We start from the raw sequence: 19,829 nt of genomic DNA on the forward strand, positions 1-19,829 counted from the left end.
CCCCTATGAATCAACAATATGGGAAGCTGGTCAGCCGTGCGGCAATTGCTGCGACGGTAATGGCATCGCTGTTACTTTTGATCAAGATTTTCGCCTGGTGGTATACCGGTTCGGTCAGTATTCTGGCGGCATTGGTGGATTCGCTGGTGGACATTGCTGCATCGCTGACTAACCTTCTTGTCGTGCGTTACTCACTGCAACCTGCGGATGAAGAACATACTTTTGGCCATGGCAAAGCGGAATCACTGGCCGCACTCGCTCAAAGTATGTTTATTTCTGGCTCAGCGCTGTTCCTGTTCTTGACCGGATTCCAGCATTTAGCCGAGCCGTCGCAGATGAAGCAGCCGTTAGTCGGTGTGGTGGTTACAGTTATTGCATTATTTAGCACACTGATACTTGTGACTTTCCAGCGCTGGGTTGTTCGGAAGACACAAAGCCAGGCAGTCCGGGCAGATATGCTTCATTATCAGTCTGATGTTATGATGAACGGAGCAATTCTGGTTGCTCTGGCACTGTCCTGGTATGGCTGGCACCGTGCAGATTCAATATTTGCGTTAGGGATCGGCGTCTATATTTTATATAACGCGATTCGTATGGGGCATGAGGCAGTGCAGTCTCTGCTAGACCGTGCATTACCCGATGACGAACGTCAGGCAATTATTGATATCATCAATGCATGGCCCGGTGTGAAAGGGGCGCATGATTTACGTACGCGGCAGTCAGGGCCGACCCGCTTTATTCAAGTTCATATCGAAATGGAAGACAATCTCCCGCTGGTTCAGGCGCATGTGATTGCCGAACAAGTGGAACAAGCGATTTTACGTCGTTTCCCTGGGTCAGATGTGATTATTCACCAGGACCCCTGCTCGGTTGTTCCGACGCAGCAGCAAGGCCATTTTGAGCTTTAAATATTCGTTATAAAAGTCAGACGTAGTCGATGTTTTTTGGATAAAGTACGACTTATGGCCTGACCTGAATCAATTCAGCAAGAAGCGGTTGTTATACTATTTGTAGCAAAGTCGACGCCTCGGCATGCCGCAGGCCGTTTCCGGCAACAGGATTAATTTGCATTCAAAAGTTCAGAGGTAGTCATGATCAAAAAAATTGGTGTGTTGACGAGTGGCGGTGATGCGCCGGGTATGAACGCTGCGATTCGTGGTGTTGTGCGTGCAGCATTGTCGGAAGGCCTGGAAGTCGTAGGTGTTTATGATGGTTATCTGGGACTTTATGAAGACCGCATGGTGAATCTGGACCGCTACAGCGTGTCCGATATGATTAACCGTGGCGGCACATTCCTGGGTTCCGCTCGTTTCCCGGAGTTCCGTGATGAGAAAATCCGTGAAGTCGCTATCGAGAATTTGAAAAAACGCGGTATTGATGCGCTGGTTGTTATCGGCGGCGACGGTTCCTATATGGGTGCGATGCGTCTGACCGAAATGGGCTTCCCATGCATCGGCCTGCCGGGCACCATTGATAACGATATCAAAGGCACCGATTACACTATCGGTTTCTTCACCGCTCTGGAAACAGTCGTGGAAGCAATCGACCGCCTGCGTGACACCTCTTCCTCCCACCAGCGTATTTCTATCGTGGAAGTGATGGGTCGTTACTGTGGCGACCTGACCTTAGCGGCGTCTATTGCCGGTGGTTGCGAGTTTGTTGTTCTGCCAGAAGTTGAGTTTAATCGCGAAGACCTGGTTGAAGAAATCAAAGCGGGTATCGCTAAAGGTAAAAAGCACGCAATCGTCGCTATTACTGAGCACATCTGCGACATCGACGAACTGGCTCAATATATCGAGACGGAAACTAAACGCGAAACACGCGCTACCGTTTTGGGCCACATTCAGCGCGGTGGTTCACCGGTTGCTTACGATCGCATTCTGGCTTCCCGCATGGGCGCTTACTCTATCGAGCTCCTGCAGCAAGGCCACGGCGGTCGTTGCGTAGGCATTCAGAATGAGAAGCTGGTTCACCATGACATCATCGACGCTATCGAAAACATGAAGCGTCCGTTCAAAGGTGATTGGCTGGATTGCGCTAAGAAACTGTACTAATTCACGAGCAGTGAAAATTGAAGCCGGGGCAACCCGGCTTTTTGTTGTCTGTTATATACCCGTCATACTTCAAGCCGCATCTTTGTTGTCTACGTTCACTCACCCTAATCACTTAGTTTACTAAGCTCATCGGGACTCGTTCTCTTGCCACCGCGATGCAACTCGAATTATTTTGGGTATATGCTCGATTGTTATAGCCAATCTTTTTTTATTCTTTAATGAATGGTTAAATTTCTGGCACGCTGCTTTTATCAAATCTGATTAAAGAGAGCGAAAAATGAATAAGTGGGGAGTTGGACTTACATTACTGTTGGCGTCTACAAGTGTATTAGCGAAAGACATTCAGTTACTTAATGTCTCTTACGATCCCACTCGCGAACTTTATGACGAGTATAACAAGGCGTTCAGTGCTCACTGGAAACAACAAACCGGTGATAACGTGGTGGTTCGCCAGTCTCACGGCGGCTCAGGCAAACAAGCGACATCCGTTATCAACGGTATCGAAGCTGACGTGGTGACTTTGGCTCTGGCCTACGACGTGGACGCCATCGCTGAACGCGGTCGTATCGACAAAAACTGGATTAAACGCCTGCCAGACAACTCCGCACCTTACACTTCGACCATCGTTTTCCTGGTGCGCAAAGGCAACCCGAAACAAATTCATGACTGGAATGACCTGATTAAACCGGGCGTTTCTGTTATCACGCCGAACCCTAAAAGTTCAGGCGGTGCACGCTGGAACTATCTGGCAGCCTGGGGCTACGCTCTGCATCACAACAACAACGATCAGGCCAAAGCGCAGGATTTCGTGAAAGCGCTGTATAAGAACGTTGAAGTGTTGGATTCAGGTGCTCGCGGTTCAACCAGTACTTTTGTTGAGCGTGGTATCGGCGACGTGCTGATTGCCTGGGAAAACGAAGCGTTCCTGGCGACCAACGAGTTAGGTAAAGACAAGTTTGAAATCGTCACGCCGAGCGAGTCGATTCTTGCTGAGCCTACTGTTTCAGTCGTAGATAAAGTGACAGAGAAGAAAGGCACTCAGAAAGTGGCTGAAGAGTACCTGAAATACCTTTATTCCCCGCAAGGTCAGGAAATTGTAGCCAAAAACTACTATCGCCCACGCAATGCTGAAGTGGCGAAGAAGTATGAAAACGTCTTCCCTAAACTTAAATTGTTCACCATCGATGAAGAGTTTGGCGGTTGGGCGAAAGCCCAGAAAGAGCACTTCGCCAATGGCGGAACTTTCGACCAGATTAGTCAGCGTTAAGTTTTACAACGGCCCCGAAAGGGGCCGTTTTGCTTTTGAGACCACCGTAGTTTGCGTTACGCTGAGCAGCCCTCTCACTGTGTCTGAGGTTTTGTATGCTGCTGCGCCGTCGTACGATAATTCTCTTTATCCTTTTGTTAGCTGTTGTCGCAGTATGTGGGTTTAGTCTCCGGCAATATCTGCATCACCCGGATGCGCTTTGGCGTATCGTCAGCCAGCAATGTGTTCCCCATCAGCGCGACAACCACAACCCAGAGCCTTGTACCAAAGTAGATCTGCAATCGGGGCTCGTATTGCTGAAAGATATTAACGGCCCGCTGCAATATCTGCTGTTGCCGACAGCAAAAATGAAAGGCATGGAAAGCCCTGATTTATTGCAGCCAAAAACCGCTAACTTCTTCTGGCTTGCCTGGCAAGAACGCAATGTGATGAGCCAGCGTCGGGGAACTCAAGTTCCTGATAACGCCATTTCTCTCACCATTAATTCCACGACTGGGCGTACCCAGAATCAATTACACATCCATATTTCTTGTCTCAGGGCTGATGTGCGTGGCCAGATAAACCAGTATGTCGATAGTCTGAACAGCCAATGGCAGGCGTTCCCGGAGCCATTGGCTGGGAATAAGTACATTGCAAGAAAGGTCAGTGAAACAGAGTTTTCGCAACGTGGCCCATTTATGCTGCTGGCCTCTCAGGTTCCGCAGGCGCGCGATCAGATGGGGCGTTACAGTCTGGCGATGGCGAAATTGCCAGGTGGGGAGTGGATAGCGTTGGCGACGGAGCGGAATTTACTGCGTCTGAATCTGGCCTCTGCCGAACAGCTACAAGATCACGATTGCGGATTACTGAAATAAAAAAGGCCCTGCCGGAGCAGAGCCTTAATATCTTCAAGCGAGAAACTTACGCTTTTTTCGCTTCAGCTGCAGCTTTAACGATAACTGCAAATGCATCAGCTTTCAGAGATGCACCGCCAACCAGCGCGCCGTCGATGTCTGGCTGAGCAAACAGCTCTGCTGCATTTTTATCGTTTACGGAACCGCCATACTGGATGATCACTTGTTCAGCAACGTTCGCATCAGCTTTAGCGATATGGTCACGAATGAATTTGTGAACTGCCTGAGCTTGAGCAGGAGTTGCTGATTTGCCAGTACCGATTGCCCATACTGGTTCGTAAGCTATTACAACGCCTTCGAATGCGCTTGCGCCCTGAGTTTTCAGAACTGCATCAATCTGACGTGCGCAAACTTCTTCAGTTTTGCCCGCTTCGTTTTCTGCTTCAGTTTCACCGATGCAAAGAACTGGGATCAGGCCAACTTCTTTCAGAATGGCGAATTTCTTAGCGATCAGCTCGTCAGACTCGGCGTGGTAAGTACGACGCTCGGAGTGACCGATGATGATGTATTTAGCACCAACATCTTTCAGCATCTCGGCAGAAACTTCGCCAGTGAATGCGCCAGACAGGTTCAGGTCTACGTTCTGGGCACCAAGAATGATGTGGCTACCGGAAGCTGCGTGTTTAGCCAGGTCCAGGTACATTGTTGGAGGAGCGATAGCAACGCCACAGCCAGCAACGCCAGCCAGTTCTTTGCGTAAGCCAGCAATCAGCTCGTGTACCATGTGCTTGCTGCCGTTCAGTTTCCAGTTACCCATCACCAAAGGATGTCGCATCTTAATTCTCCACAAGGTCAAACTAATAAAAGAATTGCTGCCACTTAGGGCAGCATGGTCTGTGAAACAGTATATACCCGACATACTTCAAGTTGCATCTTTGTTGGCTGCGATCACTCACCCTAATCACTTACTTTTGTAAGCTCATAGGGATTTATGCTCTTGCCGCCGCGTTGCAACTCGAATTATTTTGGGTATAGAGACTCAGCAGGCGAAAGGCTTTGCTTTTTGTCATTTATTCGCCGTTGTTGAGTGTTTCAGATAGCGTCAGCTTAATCGGTTCAACTGCGAAGGTAAGCCCTTTTTCGCCGTTATCAGCGACAACATAGCGAATCGCGCCATCTGTTTGTGCGTAATAACGTTTGTTCTTCCCATCGCTTAGCAATTTGGTGAGTTTTGCCATGCTTTGCGCTTTTGAAAGCGACGAAGTAAAGGTGCGAATCAGTGCTGCCATATATTCAGAAGCTTTTGCGCGTGCCGCTTTTTGTTCTGGCCCTTGAATGGGCAACCACGTTATCTGGATAGACTTTATCTTCAGCGTGCCGCGCTCTAATGCGCTGGATGTATAAAGGTTTTCGTTGATTTTACTGGCTGCACGCATCAGATTAGCTTCATCGGTACTGGACTCGATGGCGCGAAATTCGTTGATCGGCAACGTCGGGTTTGCGGCGTTAAACTTCTCCCGAAACTGCGTAATGTTCATATCGAACGTTGGCGCTCCCGCCAGTAAATATGGCGCGGCCTGTAGCGTTGAGGTGGAGTCTGAAGGCGGATCGGCCCACACCACCGCAGCGGGTAGCGTCAGTAAAGCCAGAGCTGCAAACAGATGTCTCATCGACACATTCTCCTGTGAATTCTGCATTCCGATTAAATCGGCATTCCGTTGGCTTGTCAAAACCCGGCTTAGCCAGGGTACACTACGGCGCTAAACAATAAAATGGACCTTACCATGACCATACAGCAATGGCTGTTCTCTTTTAACGGACGTATTGGACGCCGTGACTTCTGGATTTGGATTGGCGTTTGGTTAATCGCGCTGATCATTCTCTTCACCCTCGCGGGTGCTGAAATTATGCCTTATTCCACCGCCGGTTTCTTTTTATCGGGCTCATTGATACCGACGGCCGCCGTAATTGTGAAACGTCTGCACGATCGTAATAAAAAAGGTTGGTGGGCGCTGCTGTTTATTCCTGCATGGCTGCTGTTGGCCGGCAACTGGGAAACATTCGGCACTTTGGCACAATGGGGGCTCGGGCGTTTTATTCCGACACTGATTCTGGTGATGATTATCATGGACCTGGGCGCATTTGTTGGCACCCAGGGTGAAAACAGATTTGGCAAAGATACCATTGAAGTGAAGTACCGCTAACGTTACCAGTAGTGTTCAGCAGTCATATGACCCGGTCGGCGGCGCAAATGTTTGGTCATCTGCCGGGTGTCTTTCAGTAACTGCTGCGTATCACGCACCATCTGCGGGTTACCGCACAACATTACATGGCTCGTCTCGGTATTCATCGGCAGACCGACAGCCGCTTCCAGCTCACCGCTTTCGATAAGTGCAGGCACTCGGCCGGTGAGTGAACCCGGAAGTGATTCCCGGCTCACCACTGTCTGAATGCGTAGTTTCCCTTCGTATTGCTGCTGGAGTTTTTGCATTAATGGCAAATAACTCAAATCTTGCGCATAACGCACAGCATGAAGCAAAACGATATTCTCGAAACGCTCGAGGCCTTTACCTTCCTGCAAAATCGAAAGATAGGGCCCTAATGCTGTGCCTGTCGCCAGCATCCATAACGTCTGGCAATCCGGTATTTCATCCAGCACAAAGAAACCAGCCGCTTCACTCACCAGCATAATTTCATCGCCGGGTTGCAGAGCATGCAGTCGTGGGCTGAGTTTGCCTTCTGGTACGGTGACCAGATAAAACTCAAGATTGGGATCGCTCGGCGCATTGACGTAGGAATAAGCACGCTGCACGCGCTCACCGTCAATCTCCATTCCAAGCTTGGTAAATTGCCCGGCAGCAAAAGGAGCGACTGGCGCATGAACAGTGAGACTAAATAGAGCGTCCGTCCAGTATTGAACTTGAGTGACTTTACCTGTGACCCATTCCGCCATGACCTTCCCCTTGTGTTTCTTTTTCCCTATCTTCACCACAATCTTGAGTGATTTCCAGCCCGTATGAGCTGGAAAGCTCTATCAGACAAACGGCAGTCTTACAGAATATGTGTTTGAACGTCCGGGTCTTTGCGGTCGAGATAGTGAATCGATTTGATGCGGCGAATGGTGCGCGATTTGCCACGGATCAGCAGCGTTTCGGTGGTCGCCATATTCCCTTTGCGGGTAATCCCATCCAGCAAATCACCTTTGGTAATACCGGTGGCGGAGAAAATAACGTTGTCGTTACGCGCCATATCGTCGAGTTTTAATACCACGCCCGCTTCAATGCCCATCGCTTTGCAGCGTTCCAGCTCTTTCTCACCGATAAGACGGTTTTCGTTGCTATCGCCTTTAACGTGGTGACGTGCCAACAGGCGGCCTTGCATATCGCCATCTAAAGCACGAATGACGGCTGCGGAAATCACCCCTTCAGGCGCGCCGCCGATACCGTACATCACATCGACTTCGCTATCCGGCATACAGGTCAGAATGGATGCCGCAACATCACCATCAGGGATGGCGAAAACACGCACGCCAAGTTTTTGCAGTTCAGCAATGGTGGCGTCGTGGCGCGGTTTGGCAAGAATGGTCACAGTGAGTTCACTCAGCGGTTTGTTGAGTGCAACAGCAATGTTATAGAGGTTTTCAGCCAGTGGCAGATTGAGGTCGATAATGCCTTTAGCACCAGGGCCAACAATCAGTTTTTCCATGTACATGTCAGGCGCATTGAGGAAGCTGCCTTTATCGCCCACCGCCAGCACGGCCAGCGCGTTGGCCTGACCCATTGCGGTCATGCGTGTGCCTTCAATCGGGTCAACCGCGATATCGACCGCATCGCCCTGGCCGGTCCCGACTTTTTCGCCAATGTAGAGCATCGGCGCTTCGTCGATTTCCCCTTCGCCAATCACAATCTGGCCATCAATGTTGACCTGATTAAGCATGATACGCATGGCGTGAACGGCTGCGCCATCCGCCGTGTTTTTGTCGCCACGACCCAACCATTTATAACCTGCCAGTGCTGCGGCTTCAGTTACGCGGGAAAATTCAATCGCAAGTTCTCGTCTCATTGCACACTCATTTAGCAAGCCTAATTGGGACGGAGTTTAGCACAGGCGGGGTAGGGTGATCCCCTCTCCCGGTGGGAGAGGGTTAGGGTGAGGGGCAATTTCAGCAATTAACTTTCGTCGTGATCTTCCCATGCCAGCGCACGTTTCACCGCCTTCTTCCAGCCAGCATAACGGACGTTACGTTCGGTAGTTTCGATACCCGGGCGGAACTCTTTTTCGATAACCGCTTTCTCGCTGACTTCATCCAGGTTCTGCCAAAAACCAACCGCCAGGCCTGCAAGATAAGCAGCACCTAACGCAGTGACTTCACGGACTTCCGGACGCTCAACGCGAGTACCTAAAATGTCGGCCTGGAATTGCATCAGGAAGTTGTTCGCCACCGCACCGCCATCGACGCGCAGAGCGTGCAGGCGAATATCAGCATCAGCCTGCATCGCTTCCAGCACATCACGCGTCTGGTAAGCGATGGACTCAAGCGTTGCACGGATAATATGGTTGGCGTTGACCCCACGCGTCAGGCCGAAGATTGCGCCGCGGGCATACGGGTCCCAGTAAGGAGCACCCAGGCCAGTAAAGGCAGGAACGACATATACGCCATTGGTGTCTTTTACTTTCGTTGCAAAGTACTCGGAATCTGTTGCGTCGCTGATTAGCTTCATCTCATCACGCAGCCACTGGATTGATGCGCCACCCATGAATACCGCACCTTCCAACGCATAATTCACTTCGCCGCGTGGGCCGCAGGCAATCGTGGTCAATAAACCATGAGTCGATTTAACCGCCTGGGTACCGGTGTTCATCAGCATAAAGCAGCCAGTGCCATAGGTGTTTTTCGCCATTCCTTCTTTGACGCACAGCTGGCCAAACAGCGCTGCCTGCTGGTCACCAGCGATCCCGGCGATGGGAATACGCGTACCGCCTTTACCACCAATGTTGGTCTGGCCGTACACTTCGGAAGATTTACGTACTTCTGGCAGCATGGCGCGTGGAATATCCAGCGCTTCCAGCATGCGGTCGTCCCAGTCCAGGCTGTGGATGTTAAACAGCATGGTTCGTGAGGCGTTGGTGTAATCGGTAACGTGGACACGCCCCTGGGTCATTTTCCAGATAAGCCAGGTATCGACGGTACCGAACAGCAGTTCGCCACGGCGAGCACGCTCACGGGAGCCTTCTACGTGGTCAAGGATCCACTTCACTTTAGTGCCAGAGAAATACGGGTCAACGACCAGGCCAGTATTGGACTTGATGTACTCTTCCAGCCCGTCGCGTTTGAGTTTTTCACAAATCTCTGCGGTACGGCGGCATTGCCAGACGATGGCGTTATAAATAGGTTTGCCGGTCTCTTTTTCCCAGACAATCGCGGTTTCACGCTGGTTGGTGATACCGATAGCGGCGATTTGGTCGGAGTTGATATCCGCTTTAGCCAGAACTTCGACAAGCGTTGAACTTTGAGTTGCCCAAATCTCCATTGGGTCGTGCTCTACCCATCCAGCTTTTGGGTAAATTTGCTGAAACTCGCGCTGCGACACGCTAATTACGTTGGCATCATGATCCAGGACGACGGCGCGAGAGCTGGTGGTTCCTTGATCGAGTGCGACAATGTATTTTTTTTCGTGAGTCATAATTTTGTCCTGAAGTCAGTCTTACAAAGAAGCATTTTGTTGCGTGGATGCGCTGGATTTTTCTTCATCTTCAACACAAACATCGCAAGGTAAATGGCGACCAATCAGTTTACGGTAGCCGAAGGCACCTAACGCCGCGCCTACAATCGGGCCAAATACAGGCACCAGGAAGTAAGGAATATCACGGCCACCGGTAAAGGCGACATCGCCCCAGCCTGCTAACCAGGCGAAAAGTTTCGGGCCAAAGTCACGCGCTGGGTTCATCGCAAATCCGGTCAACGGCCCCATTGATGCGCCGATAACCGCAATCAGCAAGCCAATCAGCAGCGGTGCTAACGGGCCACGCGGGATGCCGTTACCATCATCAGTCAGTGCCAGGATAACGCCCATCAAAATGGCGGTGATCACCATCTCTACGGCAAACGCCTGCACCAAATTGATGTGTGGATTAGGGTAGGTTGAGAAAATACCCGCTAAATCCAGGCTTTCTACACTGCCGCGCACCATGTGGTGCGTCTGCTCGTAATCGAGGAATAAATTGTAATACAGGCCATACACCAAAGCTGCGGCACAGAACGCACCTGCAACCTGTGACACAATAAATGGCACGACTTTACGCTTATCGAAGCAGGCGAACAGGCAAAGCGCGATGGTGACGGCAGGGTTAAGGTGCGCCCCGGAAACGCCTGCGGTCAGGTAGATAGCCATCGCCACCCCCAGACCCCAAATGATGCTTATTTCCCACTGCCCGAAGCTTGCGCCCGCCACTTTTAACGCGGCAACACATCCTACACCAAAGAAAATCAACAATGCGGTGCCCATGAACTCGGCGATGCATTGGCCTTTTAAGGTTGATGGAGCTGTCTGACTCATAATAGGGTCCTGAAGGCAAAATTAATGATTATTGTTTGTTCGGGCATTCCCTGCCGCGCAGGTACCATGTAGGTATAGTGTTAATTTATCGTTAACGAACATAAACGAGAAATATCGAACGCTGATTTTGTGTTGCTCGTCATAAAAATGAGCGATTTCGCGCCAAGGTGTGCGCATTATCACCCAGAAAAGACAACGTAAACGCTCATGGAACGCTTCACGACGTTAACAAATAGTGATTTTATTACGCCTCGTCATTCGGTATAAGCCGAAAAACGTCATGTTACGCAAAGAGCGCTTGAACTCACTGGACACGGCTACTCACGCTACTTACAATCGAGACACGCTGCGTGGTGCGCATATATTCATAAGGTGTCTTCGGGGAATATCCGGAACGGGGGATTTATACCCATCATCCTTCAAGCTGCAGGGGCGTTGGCTGCGCTCACTTACCCGAATCACTTACTGAAGTAAGCTCATCGGGATAAGCTCCCTGGCCGCCTACCTGCAACTCGAATGCTAACGGGTATAGACATCCATCAACGCCTTGCAATTCAGGAGAGGTTCGAAATGTCATTTGAAGTGTTTGAGAAACTGGAAGCAAAAGTACAGCAGGCGATTGATACCATTACCCTGCTGCAGATGGAAATCGAAGAACTGAAAGAGACGAACACCAATCTGTCTCAGCAAGTTCAGCAATCTCAGAGCAATCATGAAGAATTAGTACGCGAAAACAATTCTCTGAAAGAGCAACAGCACGTGTGGCAGGATCGTCTGCACGCCCTGCTGGGTAAAATGGAAGAAGTGTAAGACCACAGCTTCAATAAAAACGGGCGCCCCAGGGCGCCCGTTTTGTTATTCGATTTTGTTACTCAATATCAAGGGGATCTTCGGAAAGAATAATACCGGTGTTATCCGCATACAGATGGTCGCCGGAGAAGAATGTCACGCCGCCAAAGTTAACGCGCACGTCACTTTCGCCAACGCCAACGCCAGCAGAGCCAACAGGAATGGCGGCAATTGCCTGAATACCAATATCCAGTTCTTCCAGGTCATCTACCTGGCGTACTGCACCGTATACCACGAGGCCTTCCCACTCATTTTGAGTCGCCAGACGGGCAAGTTCCGCATCAATCAAAGCTCGGCGAACAGAGCCACCGCCATCGATCACCAAAACACGGCCACGGCCATTTTGTTCGAGCAGATCATACAACAATCCGTTGTCCTCGAAACATTTCACCGTGATGATTTGCCCGCCAAAGGACGACCGCCCACCGAAGTTGGAAAACAGCGGTTCAACGACGTTGACATCTTCCTGATAGATGTCGCAAAGCTCGGAAGTATCATATTTCATAGGATTAAGGTTCTGTTGCTGCATGAGTTGTCAGTATATCGCTTAATCTCAACTGTTGGCAAAATCATCAATTGTTAATTGATATTTGTCAGCTAAAACGACACCGTACTGAGCACAACTCCTACCGCAAACAATACGTTAGCAAGCAATGCGGCTTTTACTGTGCGTTCAAGCATTGGGCGCATGGCAACCGGCTCCATCTCACGCAGTACGAAACGCGCCTGCTTAATCAGTAGTGGTGCTGCAAGCACAAACAGCCATCCCCACAGGCTTTGCAGCCACACCAGGTTAAATACCGCCAGGCACGCCAGCGCCCCAATCAACAGGCAAGCATGATAGCGACGGGCAAGTACCGGGCCCAGGCGCACAGCCAACGTGTTTTTACCGTTCTCACGGTCACTGTCGATATCGCGTAAGTTATTGATGTTAAGCACAGCTGTTGCCAGTAATCCGCAAGCCGTGGCGGGTAAAAACACTAATGGTGCGAGAGCATGAGCCTGCAGATACCAGGTACCAGCCACACTTAACCAACCAAAAAAGACCAGTACTGAAATGTCTCCAAGCCCCATGTAACCATAAGGGCGAGTTCCGACGGTGTAGGTAATAGCCGCGATGATAGCCAGCAAACCGAGCACCAGGAAACCGAGAAAATCTGCCAGCGTACGGCAAGCAACCGCGACCAGCGCCAGGCCAGAAACACAGATTAATACCACCGTGATAACCAGCGCCCTTTTCATCTGCGCCTGGGTAATCACGCCTTTTTGCATTCCGCGCAATGGCCCGATTCTGTCTTCTTTGTCGCTGCCTTTTACCGCATCACCGTAGTCATTCGCCAGGTTTGAGAGGATTTGCAGTAACCCGGCAGTCAGCAGTGCCAGCAATGCAATTGCGGGGTTGAACACGCCTTGCCAGAAAGCCAACGCGGATCCACAGACGATAGAGGCAAATGCCAGTGGTAATGTGCGTGGGCGCAAGCTTTCAAGCCAGGCTTGAGTCGTGCTTACAGAGTGCGATTCGCTCATAGTTCTCTCTGTTAGATATAAAAAAATGGAGGGCATAAGCCCTCCATTTCAAATGAAGAAAATACGTTGAGCGCGATTATAGGATAAAACGGCTCAAGTCTTCATCTGCTACCAACTCATCCAGATGCTTACTGACGTATTCACCGTCAATCAGAATGGATTGGCCGTTCATTTCGCTGGCATCGTAAGAGATGTCTTCAACCAAGCGTTCCAGAACAGTGTGCAAACGACGCGCACCGATGTTTTCGGTGGACTCGTTCACTTGCCATGCGGCCTGAGCAATGCGGCGAATACCATCTTCGGTGAAGTCGATATTCACGCCTTCGGTGCCTAGCAGCGCTTTGTACTGCACGGTGATAGACGCGTTTGGCTCAGTCAGAATGCGCTCGAAATCTTCAACAGTCAGTGCCTGAAGTTCCACACGAATTGGCAGACGACCCTGCAATTCAGGAATCAGGTCTGATGGACTTGCCACCTGGAATGCGCCAGATGCGATAAACAGGATGTGGTCAGTTTTGACCATACCGTGTTTAGTCGAAACGGTGCAGCCTTCAACCAGTGGCAGTAAGTCACGCTGAACGCCTTCACGAGAAACGTCCGGGCCGGAGCTGTTGCCACCACGCTTACAGATCTTGTCGATCTCATCGATGAACACGATACCGTGTTGCTCGACGGCATCAATGGCGTCTTGCTTCAGTTCTTCCGGGTTCACCAGTTTCGCGGCTTCTTCTTCAATCAGAAGTTTCATCGCCTCTTTGATTTTCAGCTTGCGTGGTTTTTGCTTCTGACCGCCCAGGTTCTGGAACATAGACTGCAACTGGCTGGTCATTTCTTCCATGCCCGGAGGAGCCATGATTTCAACTCCCATCGGTGCTGCAGCCAGATCGATTTCAATTTCTTTATCGTCTAACTGGCCTTCACGCAATTTCTTACGGAAAGACTGACGCGCGGTAGATGGCTCAGGTGCCGTTTCGTTTTGGCCCCAGTTGTTCTTAGCTGGTGGGATCAGCACATCAAGAATGCGTTCTTCGGCCATCTCTTCGGCACGGTAGCGGTTTTTCTCGATGGACTGCAGGCGAACCATTTTCATCGCGGAATCGGTCAGATCGCGGATGATAGAATCAACTTCTTTACCAACATAACCCACTTCGGTGAATTTGGTGGCTTCGACTTTGATGAACGGTGCGTTGGCAAGTTTTGCCAGTCGACGGGCGATTTCGGTTTTACCGACACCGGTTGGGCCGATCATCAGAATGTTTTTTGGCGTAACTTCATGGCGCAGCTCTTCATTAAGCTGCATACGGCGCCAGCGGTTACGCAGCGCAATCGCCACGGAACGCTTGGCATTGTCCTGGCCAATGATGTGTTTATTCAGTTCGCTGACAATTTCGCGTGGAGTCATTTCAGACATGGGGATTCCTTACGCCTTAGACGCTAATTCTTCAATAGTATGGAAATGGTTGGTGTAGATGCAGATATCACCGGCAATCCCCAGCGATTTCTCTACGATGTCACGAGCACCCAGTTCGGTGTTATCCAGAAGTGCACGTGCCGCTGCCTGCGCATACGGGCCACCTGAACCAATTGCAATCAGATCATCTTCTGGCTGAATCACATCACCATTACCGGTGATGATAAGAGATGAATTTTCATCGGCGACGGCAAGCAACGCTTCGAGCTTGCGCAGCATGCGATCGGTACGCCAGTCTTTTGCCAGTTCAACCGCAGCTTTCACCAGGTGGCCCTGGTGCATTTCTAGCTTGCGCTCAAACAGTTCGAATAGGGTGAAGGCATCCGCAGTACCGCCAGCAAAACCGGCAATCACTTTGTCGTTATACAAACGACGTACTTTTTTGACGTTGCCTTTCATTACAGTATTGCCGAGCGTGGCCTGACCATCACCACCGATTACGACATGGCCGTTACGGCGCACACTTACTATTGTTGTCACGAGCAGACCCCTTATTGCATAAACTGAATAAGTACCCCGATATTATATCGGGGTCGAATGCAATTATAGATGGGGGGGATTTTGGGGGTTTCAACCCCCAGCGCCAAGACGAATACAGTTAGAGTGGCCAGCCATCTTCAACTGACTAATGGTACCGTCAGCTTTCTCTTTGCCCTTGATTGGGCCAATGACGACGCGGTTCCAGCCATTGTTGGTGGTAATGCGTGAATCAAAACCTTCGAAAGCAAGCTGCGCACGGACCGTTTCTGCCTGTTCGGCACCCTTGAAGGAGCCACACTGTACCATCCAGCGTTTCTCATCTTTTGGCTTGTCCTGAGGTGCCGGAGCCTGTTTGACCACTTCTTCACGGGTAATCGGCGCTGCTGGTTGAGCGGTTTGCGCCGCTGCACGCTGTTGAGTATGCGGCGGTGTTTGCAACAAATCCTGGTACGGTTGCTGTGTGGCCGCGGTGGTTCTTGGTTGCTGCTGCACGGTGCGTGGCTGCTGCGTTACAGGTTGCGACTGCTGTTGAACGGCACGTGGTTGCGGCGCAACTTGTTGAGCAGTGAACTGCTGTTGCTGCTGAATAACTTTCTGGCGCTGTAGCGTGTGCTGACGCTGTTCAGGTGTCAGCTCATTCCACGGCACTTCATTAAGCTGAGTCGGTTGCTGGCGCATATCTGCCTGCATTTGCTCTAACAACTGGCGCTGTTCGCTGGTGAGCTGATCTTTATTCTGCACTTCGCCACCGGCAGAAGGCTCGGTTGGCGCACGCACACCCGTCTGGCGGTTTTCCAGTTCTTTGATATAGCGCCAGCGTTCTTCTGGTTTAGGTGGCAGGCCGTTGCCTGCGACTTTGTGCCCAGGCAGCGTTTCGCTTTCATCTTTCTTATGATGAGTAATGAAGTACAGGGCACCAATAAAGGTCACCAGAACGGCGGCCGCAATGGCGACCATTGTTGGCGAGACAGAGGGTAGGCTGCGTTGCTTGCTGCGGGTGCTATTTTTCTTACGCCGCGTACCTGCCGATTGCCCGCGGCGTACATAATCTCGTTGTGCCACTATTGATTCGCTATATTTTATTCGTTTATCAGCCCGCCATGTTACTTAATGGATATCCCTTTGACCAGAATCCAGTGTCCTAAAGCGGGTCATTTTCTACTGCCAGGTGCGCTGGTGGAGCCTCGTTCAATGAGCTCACAGTCCAGCAAACGCGAACCACTGCTCACGGCATGACCGTGAAGTTGGTCCAATAGCAACAGCATAGCCTCTCGCCCAATATCGAATCGAGGCTGCGCTACGGTGGTGAGCGGTGGGTCACAGAACTGTGATAGCGCTATGTCATCAAAGCCCATGATCGACAAATCTTCCGGTACACGTAAACCACTGCGCTTAGCCTGAGACAATGCGCCCAGTGCCATTACGTCGCTATGGCAAAAGACAGCTGTCGGAGGATTTGGCAGCGCCAGCAGTTGCGATAATGCCGCGGCACCCGCCTCATAGGTAAAGTTACCACGCGCGATGTAATGCGGATCGACCACTGCTCCAGTGCGGCGCAACGCCTGCACGTAACCTTGCAAGCGGTAGTGGCAAAGTGGCATTTCTTCAGGGCCGGCAATACAGGCAATTTTTTGGTGACCTAATTGCTGCAAGTAATAAACGGCGTTAAACGCGGCAGTCAGGTTATCAATATGAACCGTGGGTAATTCCAGCTCAGGGGCAAATTCGTTCGCCATCACCATGGGTGGCAAATTGCGTTGTTCTTCGATGCTTGCATCAAAAGGAAGGCGCGAGCCGAGCAGTAACATGCCATCAATCTGTTTGGTAATGATCAGATTGATAAAGGTTTTTTCCTGCTGATTTTGATGGGCGCAATCACCAATCAGCACCAGATAGCCCTGGTCCGCAGCCGTCACTTCAATACCGCGAATGATTTCGCTAAAGAAGGGATCGCAGATATCCGGGACAATAACCAGAATGGTGCGTGATTCATTACGCTTTAAATTTCGCCCCAATGAATGGGGGAGATAGCCTACGGCTATTGCCGCTTGTTCAACACGACTACGAGTGCTTTGCGATACTTTGTCCGGATTCATTAATGCTCTGGACACTGTTGCAGTTGAGACTTTCGCCTGAACGGCAACATCTTTCATTGTTGCATTGGCAATCTGCTTCTTCGGCTTCAACTTCTTCTCCTCGCGTGCACTTTACAGGTGCTGACAACGTCCCTGGTGTCTGACCATGCTCACATTCTTAGCAGAAATTGATGTCGGTTGGTTACAGTTATTTCATTAAAAGTGTGATGGTTGTTGAATTTTTCGATCCGCTTCGCATTACCGCGTGGCTTTGTGCTAGCCGTCGATAGGATCCACATCCAGCATCCATTTCACCTTACGTGATTCCGGTAACGTGTTAACCAGTTTCAACGAGTGGCTAACCAACCGCTGCAGGCGTGCACGCGAAGGGTGTTGCAGAAGAATTTGCCAGCGGAAACGCCCGCCTCGTTTGGGTTGCAAACAAGGCACCGGACCCATAATCCACAATTGATCATCCCTTAACGGACTGGATTCCAACAGGTTCCTTAATTGCTGCAAAAACAGCGGAGCCTGGTGATTATTCTGGTCTTCAGCGCGGAACATGATGTGGCTGGTAAACGGCGGTAAGAACACTGTCTGGCGTTCTTTCAGAGCCTGGCTTGCGAAATCGTCGTAACCTTTGGTGAGCAATGTTTGCAGTAAAGGGTGCTCTGGGTGGTGTGTCTGTAACATCACTTCACCTTGTTTCCCGGCACGCCCAGCGCGGCCAGAGACCTGAATATAGAGCTGTGCAAAACGTTCCGCTGCGCGGAAATCAGCAGAAAACAGTGCGCCATCAACATCCAGCAAAGCCACGAGCGTGACGTCCGGGAAGTGATGCCCTTTCGCCAGCATTTGCGTACCAATCAGAATACGTGCGCCACCGCGATGGACTTCTGCCAGTTGCTGCTCGAGCGCGCCTTTACGACTGGTGGTATCTCGGTCGATACGGGAAATCGGTACATCAGGGAATTCCGGTGCCAGGCTGTGTTCGAGTTGTTCCGTTCCCATGCCGACGGGGACCAGGTTAGTTGAACCGCAACTCGGGCATTGCTGAGGAATCGCTCTTTGGCTGTCGCAGTGGTGACAGCGCAAATGGCGCTGCCCCTGATGGTAGGTGTAGTAGTGATCGCAACGCGGGCACTCTGCTATCCAGCCGCATTCATGGCACAGCAGGGCGGGAGCAAAACCACGGCGGTTAAGAAACAGGATCACCTGGTTGTCAGCTTTAAGGTGCTGGCCGATTTTTTTGATAAGTGCAGGAGCTAGCCCGGATTTCAGCGGCTGGCCTTTTAAATCCACCACTTGTTGTGTGGCAGGGCGCGCATTACCGGCGCGTTTTGTCAGGCGTAACTGGCGATATTTCCCCAGTTGGACGTTGTGCAATGTTTCCAGTGCAGGCGTGGCGGAGCCAAGAATGATGGGGATATCTTCCGCATGTGCGCGGTACACGGCCAAATCACGAGCGTGATAACGCCAGCCTTCTTGCTGCTTATAAGAGCTGTCGTGCTCTTCATCTATAACAATCACGCCAAGACGGCAAAATGGTGTAAATAGCGAAGAGCGGGTGCCAATCACAATTGCGGCCTCGCCACTGCGTGCTTTCAGCCATACCGCCAGGCGTTCGCTGTCGTTAAGGCCGGAGTGCAGAACTTCGACCGGAGCGTTAAAACGTTCACGGAAACGGGCGATGGTTTGCGGCGTCAGGCCAATTTCGGGCACCAGAACCAGCGCTTGCTTACCCTGCGCCAGCACGTTCTCCAGTACGCTAAGATACACTTCCGTCTTGCCGGAACCGGTAATACCCGCCAGCAGCCAGACTGCAAAATGGTCAGTCGAACTGTGGATTGCGCCGATAGCGGTCGCCTGCTCGGTATTTAGTCGTAAGCGCTCGCCTTCAACAGAAAAGCTATCGCGCCAGTCCGTCGTTGAAGGGGCGGCACTTTTCAGGTCACATAGCCCTTTGGCCCGCAGCGCTTGCAACCCGGCCTCGCTGATATCCAGTTCGCTCACCTGATGGCGCCAGATGATATTTTGCCGCACTGCTGCCAGCGCTTGCTGTTGCTTGGGGGCGCGTTTCAGGCTGTTCAGATCGACGGCTTTGCCTTCTTCGGTGGCAAACCAATACCACAACGGTGCGTGGTGCGCGGGTTTACCCTGGCGCAGCAAGATTGGCAAAGCGTGGAAAAGCACATCGCCAAGCGGGTGATGATAATACTCAGCCGCCCACAGCAGAACGCGCCACAGCGAATCCGGAAACAACGAAGCGCCATCCAGAACCTCAGCCACCGATTTAAGATCATTGAGCGGCAATTCGCTGAGCTCACTTACCGACACCACAATGCCGACAGCCTGGCGCTTACCAAACGGCACCATGACGCGACAGCCTGATACCACCTGCATTCCTTCGGGAATGAAGTAGTCAAAAGTACGGGCGAGAGGAACCGGTAAAGCGACGTGGGCGACAGGCATTAAATTTTCCGAACTGATAAAAATGACGGTTTATTCTTCATCCTTCTCACTACCGCTGTGTTGGCTGCCTTCACTCACACCAGTCACTTACTTGAGTAAGCTCCTGGCGATTTGTTTAGTTGCCGCCTTGCAGTAGCAAGAATGATTCGAATAAACAAATAGTGTACACTTTGTACTCCAGAAAATGCGGATCAGTTTGCATCCATTCGCGGGGTTCTGTATGATTCGCCGCCTTTGATGCGCA

At 51.1% G+C, this 19,829-nt stretch carries 19 protein-coding genes; 6 read left to right on the forward strand and 13 right to left on the reverse strand.

The annotated features are described in order from the left end of the window. The first annotated feature begins 5 nt into the window (after positions 1-5). The 4 genes from fieF to M975_RS19510 all read left to right on the forward strand — a co-directional run bounded on the left by fieF (position 6) and on the right by M975_RS19510 (position 4,175). Positions 6-908 (forward strand): CDF family cation-efflux transporter FieF, encoded by a 903-nt coding sequence (gene fieF, locus M975_RS19495; RefSeq protein ID WP_064561521.1) that lies wholly within the window; start codon positions 6-8, stop codon positions 906-908. Positions 909-1,091: 183 nt separating this feature from the next. Beyond that, entirely contained in the window at positions 1,092-2,054 is a 963-nt protein-coding gene (gene pfkA, locus M975_RS19500; protein WP_064561522.1) for a 6-phosphofructokinase, read from the forward strand. A gap of 277 nt (positions 2,055-2,331) precedes the next feature. Beyond that, positions 2,332-3,321: a sulfate ABC transporter substrate-binding protein gene (locus tag M975_RS19505; RefSeq protein ID WP_064515056.1), complete on the forward strand. Its 990-nt coding sequence runs from the start codon at positions 2,332-2,334 to the stop codon at positions 3,319-3,321. Positions 3,322-3,416: 95 nt separating this feature from the next. Next, positions 3,417-4,175, forward strand: a complete 759-nt coding sequence (locus tag M975_RS19510; protein WP_064561523.1) for a CDP-diacylglycerol diphosphatase — start codon at positions 3,417-3,419, stop codon at positions 4,173-4,175. Positions 4,176-4,221: 46 nt separating this feature from the next. Here M975_RS19510 and tpiA read toward each other — a convergent pair whose 3' ends face one another. Together tpiA and M975_RS19520 are read right to left on the reverse strand one after the other, a co-directional pair. Next, entirely contained in the window at positions 4,222-4,989 is a 768-nt protein-coding gene (gene tpiA / locus M975_RS19515; RefSeq protein ID WP_064561524.1) for a triose-phosphate isomerase, read from the reverse strand. Positions 4,990-5,224: 235 nt separating this feature from the next. Continuing rightward, complete coding sequence (locus M975_RS19520; RefSeq protein ID WP_064561525.1) at positions 5,225-5,824, reverse strand: YiiQ family protein; 600 nt, start codon at positions 5,822-5,824, stop codon at positions 5,225-5,227. 114 nt (positions 5,825-5,938) lie between these two features. Here M975_RS19520 and M975_RS19525 point away from each other — a divergent pair, with 114 nt between their 5' ends. Further along, the gene (locus M975_RS19525; protein WP_064561526.1) at positions 5,939-6,358 is read left to right on the forward strand and encodes a DUF805 domain-containing protein; all 420 of its coding nucleotides are present in this window, start codon (positions 5,939-5,941) and stop codon (positions 6,356-6,358) included. Positions 6,359-6,360: 2 nt separating this feature from the next. Here M975_RS19525 and fpr read toward each other — a convergent pair whose 3' ends face one another. The 4 genes from fpr to M975_RS19545 form a co-directional block, all read right to left on the reverse strand. Further along, positions 6,361-7,107: a ferredoxin--NADP(+) reductase gene (gene fpr, locus M975_RS19530; protein ID WP_064561527.1), complete on the reverse strand. Its 747-nt coding sequence runs from the start codon at positions 7,105-7,107 to the stop codon at positions 6,361-6,363. A gap of 98 nt (positions 7,108-7,205) precedes the next feature. Continuing rightward, entirely contained in the window at positions 7,206-8,216 is a 1,011-nt protein-coding gene (glpX, locus tag M975_RS19535; protein WP_064561528.1) for a class II fructose-bisphosphatase, read from the reverse strand. Between the two features lie 107 nt (positions 8,217-8,323). Further along, on the reverse strand, positions 8,324-9,838 hold the full coding sequence (gene glpK / locus M975_RS19540; protein ID WP_064561529.1) for a glycerol kinase GlpK: 1,515 nt from the start codon (positions 9,836-9,838) through the stop codon (positions 8,324-8,326). Positions 9,839-9,859: 21 nt separating this feature from the next. Then, on the reverse strand, positions 9,860-10,711 hold the full coding sequence (locus M975_RS19545) for an MIP/aquaporin family protein (RefSeq protein ID WP_064561530.1): 852 nt from the start codon (positions 10,709-10,711) through the stop codon (positions 9,860-9,862). A 570-nt stretch (positions 10,712-11,281) separates the two neighbouring features. On the opposite strand from M975_RS19545, the gene zapB reads away from it, so the two are divergent. Continuing rightward, positions 11,282-11,521 (forward strand): septal ring assembly protein ZapB, encoded by a 240-nt coding sequence (zapB, locus tag M975_RS19550; RefSeq protein WP_064561531.1) that lies wholly within the window; start codon positions 11,282-11,284, stop codon positions 11,519-11,521. Positions 11,522-11,579: 58 nt separating this feature from the next. Here zapB and rraA read toward each other — a convergent pair whose 3' ends face one another. The 7 genes from rraA to priA form a co-directional block, all read right to left on the reverse strand. Further along, positions 11,580-12,065, reverse strand: coding sequence for a ribonuclease E activity regulator RraA (rraA, locus tag M975_RS19555; RefSeq protein ID WP_064561573.1), 486 nt, complete (start codon positions 12,063-12,065; stop codon positions 11,580-11,582). 92 nt (positions 12,066-12,157) lie between these two features. Further along, entirely contained in the window at positions 12,158-13,087 is a 930-nt protein-coding gene (gene menA / locus M975_RS19560) for a 1,4-dihydroxy-2-naphthoate polyprenyltransferase (RefSeq protein ID WP_064561532.1), read from the reverse strand. A 76-nt stretch (positions 13,088-13,163) separates the two neighbouring features. Beyond that, positions 13,164-14,498 carry an ATP-dependent protease ATPase subunit HslU gene (gene hslU / locus M975_RS19565; protein ID WP_064515079.1) on the reverse strand — a complete coding sequence of 445 codons (1,335 nt, stop codon included), beginning with the start codon at positions 14,496-14,498 and terminating at the stop codon, positions 13,164-13,166. Between the two features lie 9 nt (positions 14,499-14,507). Further along, positions 14,508-15,038, reverse strand: coding sequence for an ATP-dependent protease subunit HslV (gene hslV / locus M975_RS19570; RefSeq protein ID WP_064515081.1), 531 nt, complete (start codon positions 15,036-15,038; stop codon positions 14,508-14,510). Positions 15,039-15,128: 90 nt separating this feature from the next. Continuing rightward, the gene (gene ftsN, locus M975_RS19575) at positions 15,129-16,100 is read right to left on the reverse strand and encodes a cell division protein FtsN (RefSeq protein WP_074388406.1); all 972 of its coding nucleotides are present in this window, start codon (positions 16,098-16,100) and stop codon (positions 15,129-15,131) included. A gap of 89 nt (positions 16,101-16,189) precedes the next feature. Continuing rightward, positions 16,190-17,224: a DNA-binding transcriptional regulator CytR gene (cytR, locus tag M975_RS19580; RefSeq protein ID WP_064561536.1), complete on the reverse strand. Its 1,035-nt coding sequence runs from the start codon at positions 17,222-17,224 to the stop codon at positions 16,190-16,192. A 165-nt stretch (positions 17,225-17,389) separates the two neighbouring features. Then, on the reverse strand, positions 17,390-19,585 hold the full coding sequence (priA, locus tag M975_RS19585; RefSeq protein ID WP_064561538.1) for a primosomal protein N': 2,196 nt from the start codon (positions 19,583-19,585) through the stop codon (positions 17,390-17,392). Positions 19,586-19,829 lie beyond the last annotated feature (244 nt).

The sequence above is a fragment of the Buttiauxella brennerae ATCC 51605 genome (assembly GCF_001654925.1).
GTDB lineage: Bacteria > Pseudomonadota > Gammaproteobacteria > Enterobacterales > Enterobacteriaceae > Buttiauxella > Buttiauxella brennerae.

Coding starts and splice junctions, on each gene's coding strand:
- fpr (WP_064561527.1), bottom strand. CDS start 7,107: ATGGCGGAATGGGTCACAGGTAAAGTCACTCAAGTTCAATACTGGACG.
- M975_RS19545 (WP_064561530.1), bottom strand. CDS start 10,711: ATGAGTCAGACAGCTCCATCAACCTTAAAAGGCCAATGCATCGCCGAG.
- hslU (WP_064515079.1), bottom strand. CDS start 14,498: ATGTCTGAAATGACTCCACGCGAAATTGTCAGCGAACTGAATAAACAC.
- pfkA (WP_064561522.1), top strand. CDS start 1,092: ATGATCAAAAAAATTGGTGTGTTGACGAGTGGCGGTGATGCGCCGGGT.
- M975_RS19520 (WP_064561525.1), bottom strand. CDS start 5,824: ATGAGACATCTGTTTGCAGCTCTGGCTTTACTGACGCTACCCGCTGCG.
- glpX (WP_064561528.1), bottom strand. CDS start 8,216: ATGAGACGAGAACTTGCGATTGAATTTTCCCGCGTAACTGAAGCCGCA.
- zapB (WP_064561531.1), top strand. CDS start 11,282: ATGTCATTTGAAGTGTTTGAGAAACTGGAAGCAAAAGTACAGCAGGCG.
- M975_RS19505 (WP_064515056.1), top strand. CDS start 2,332: ATGAATAAGTGGGGAGTTGGACTTACATTACTGTTGGCGTCTACAAGT.
- glpK (WP_064561529.1), bottom strand. CDS start 9,838: ATGACTCACGAAAAAAAATACATTGTCGCACTCGATCAAGGAACCACC.
- rraA (WP_064561573.1), bottom strand. CDS start 12,065: ATGAAATATGATACTTCCGAGCTTTGCGACATCTATCAGGAAGATGTC.
- menA (WP_064561532.1), bottom strand. CDS start 13,087: ATGAGCGAATCGCACTCTGTAAGCACGACTCAAGCCTGGCTTGAAAGC.
- tpiA (WP_064561524.1), bottom strand. CDS start 4,989: ATGCGACATCCTTTGGTGATGGGTAACTGGAAACTGAACGGCAGCAAG.
- priA (WP_064561538.1), bottom strand. CDS start 19,585: ATGCCTGTCGCCCACGTCGCTTTACCGGTTCCTCTCGCCCGTACTTTT.
- M975_RS19510 (WP_064561523.1), top strand. CDS start 3,417: ATGCTGCTGCGCCGTCGTACGATAATTCTCTTTATCCTTTTGTTAGCT.
- M975_RS19525 (WP_064561526.1), top strand. CDS start 5,939: ATGACCATACAGCAATGGCTGTTCTCTTTTAACGGACGTATTGGACGC.
- fieF (WP_064561521.1), top strand. CDS start 6: ATGAATCAACAATATGGGAAGCTGGTCAGCCGTGCGGCAATTGCTGCG.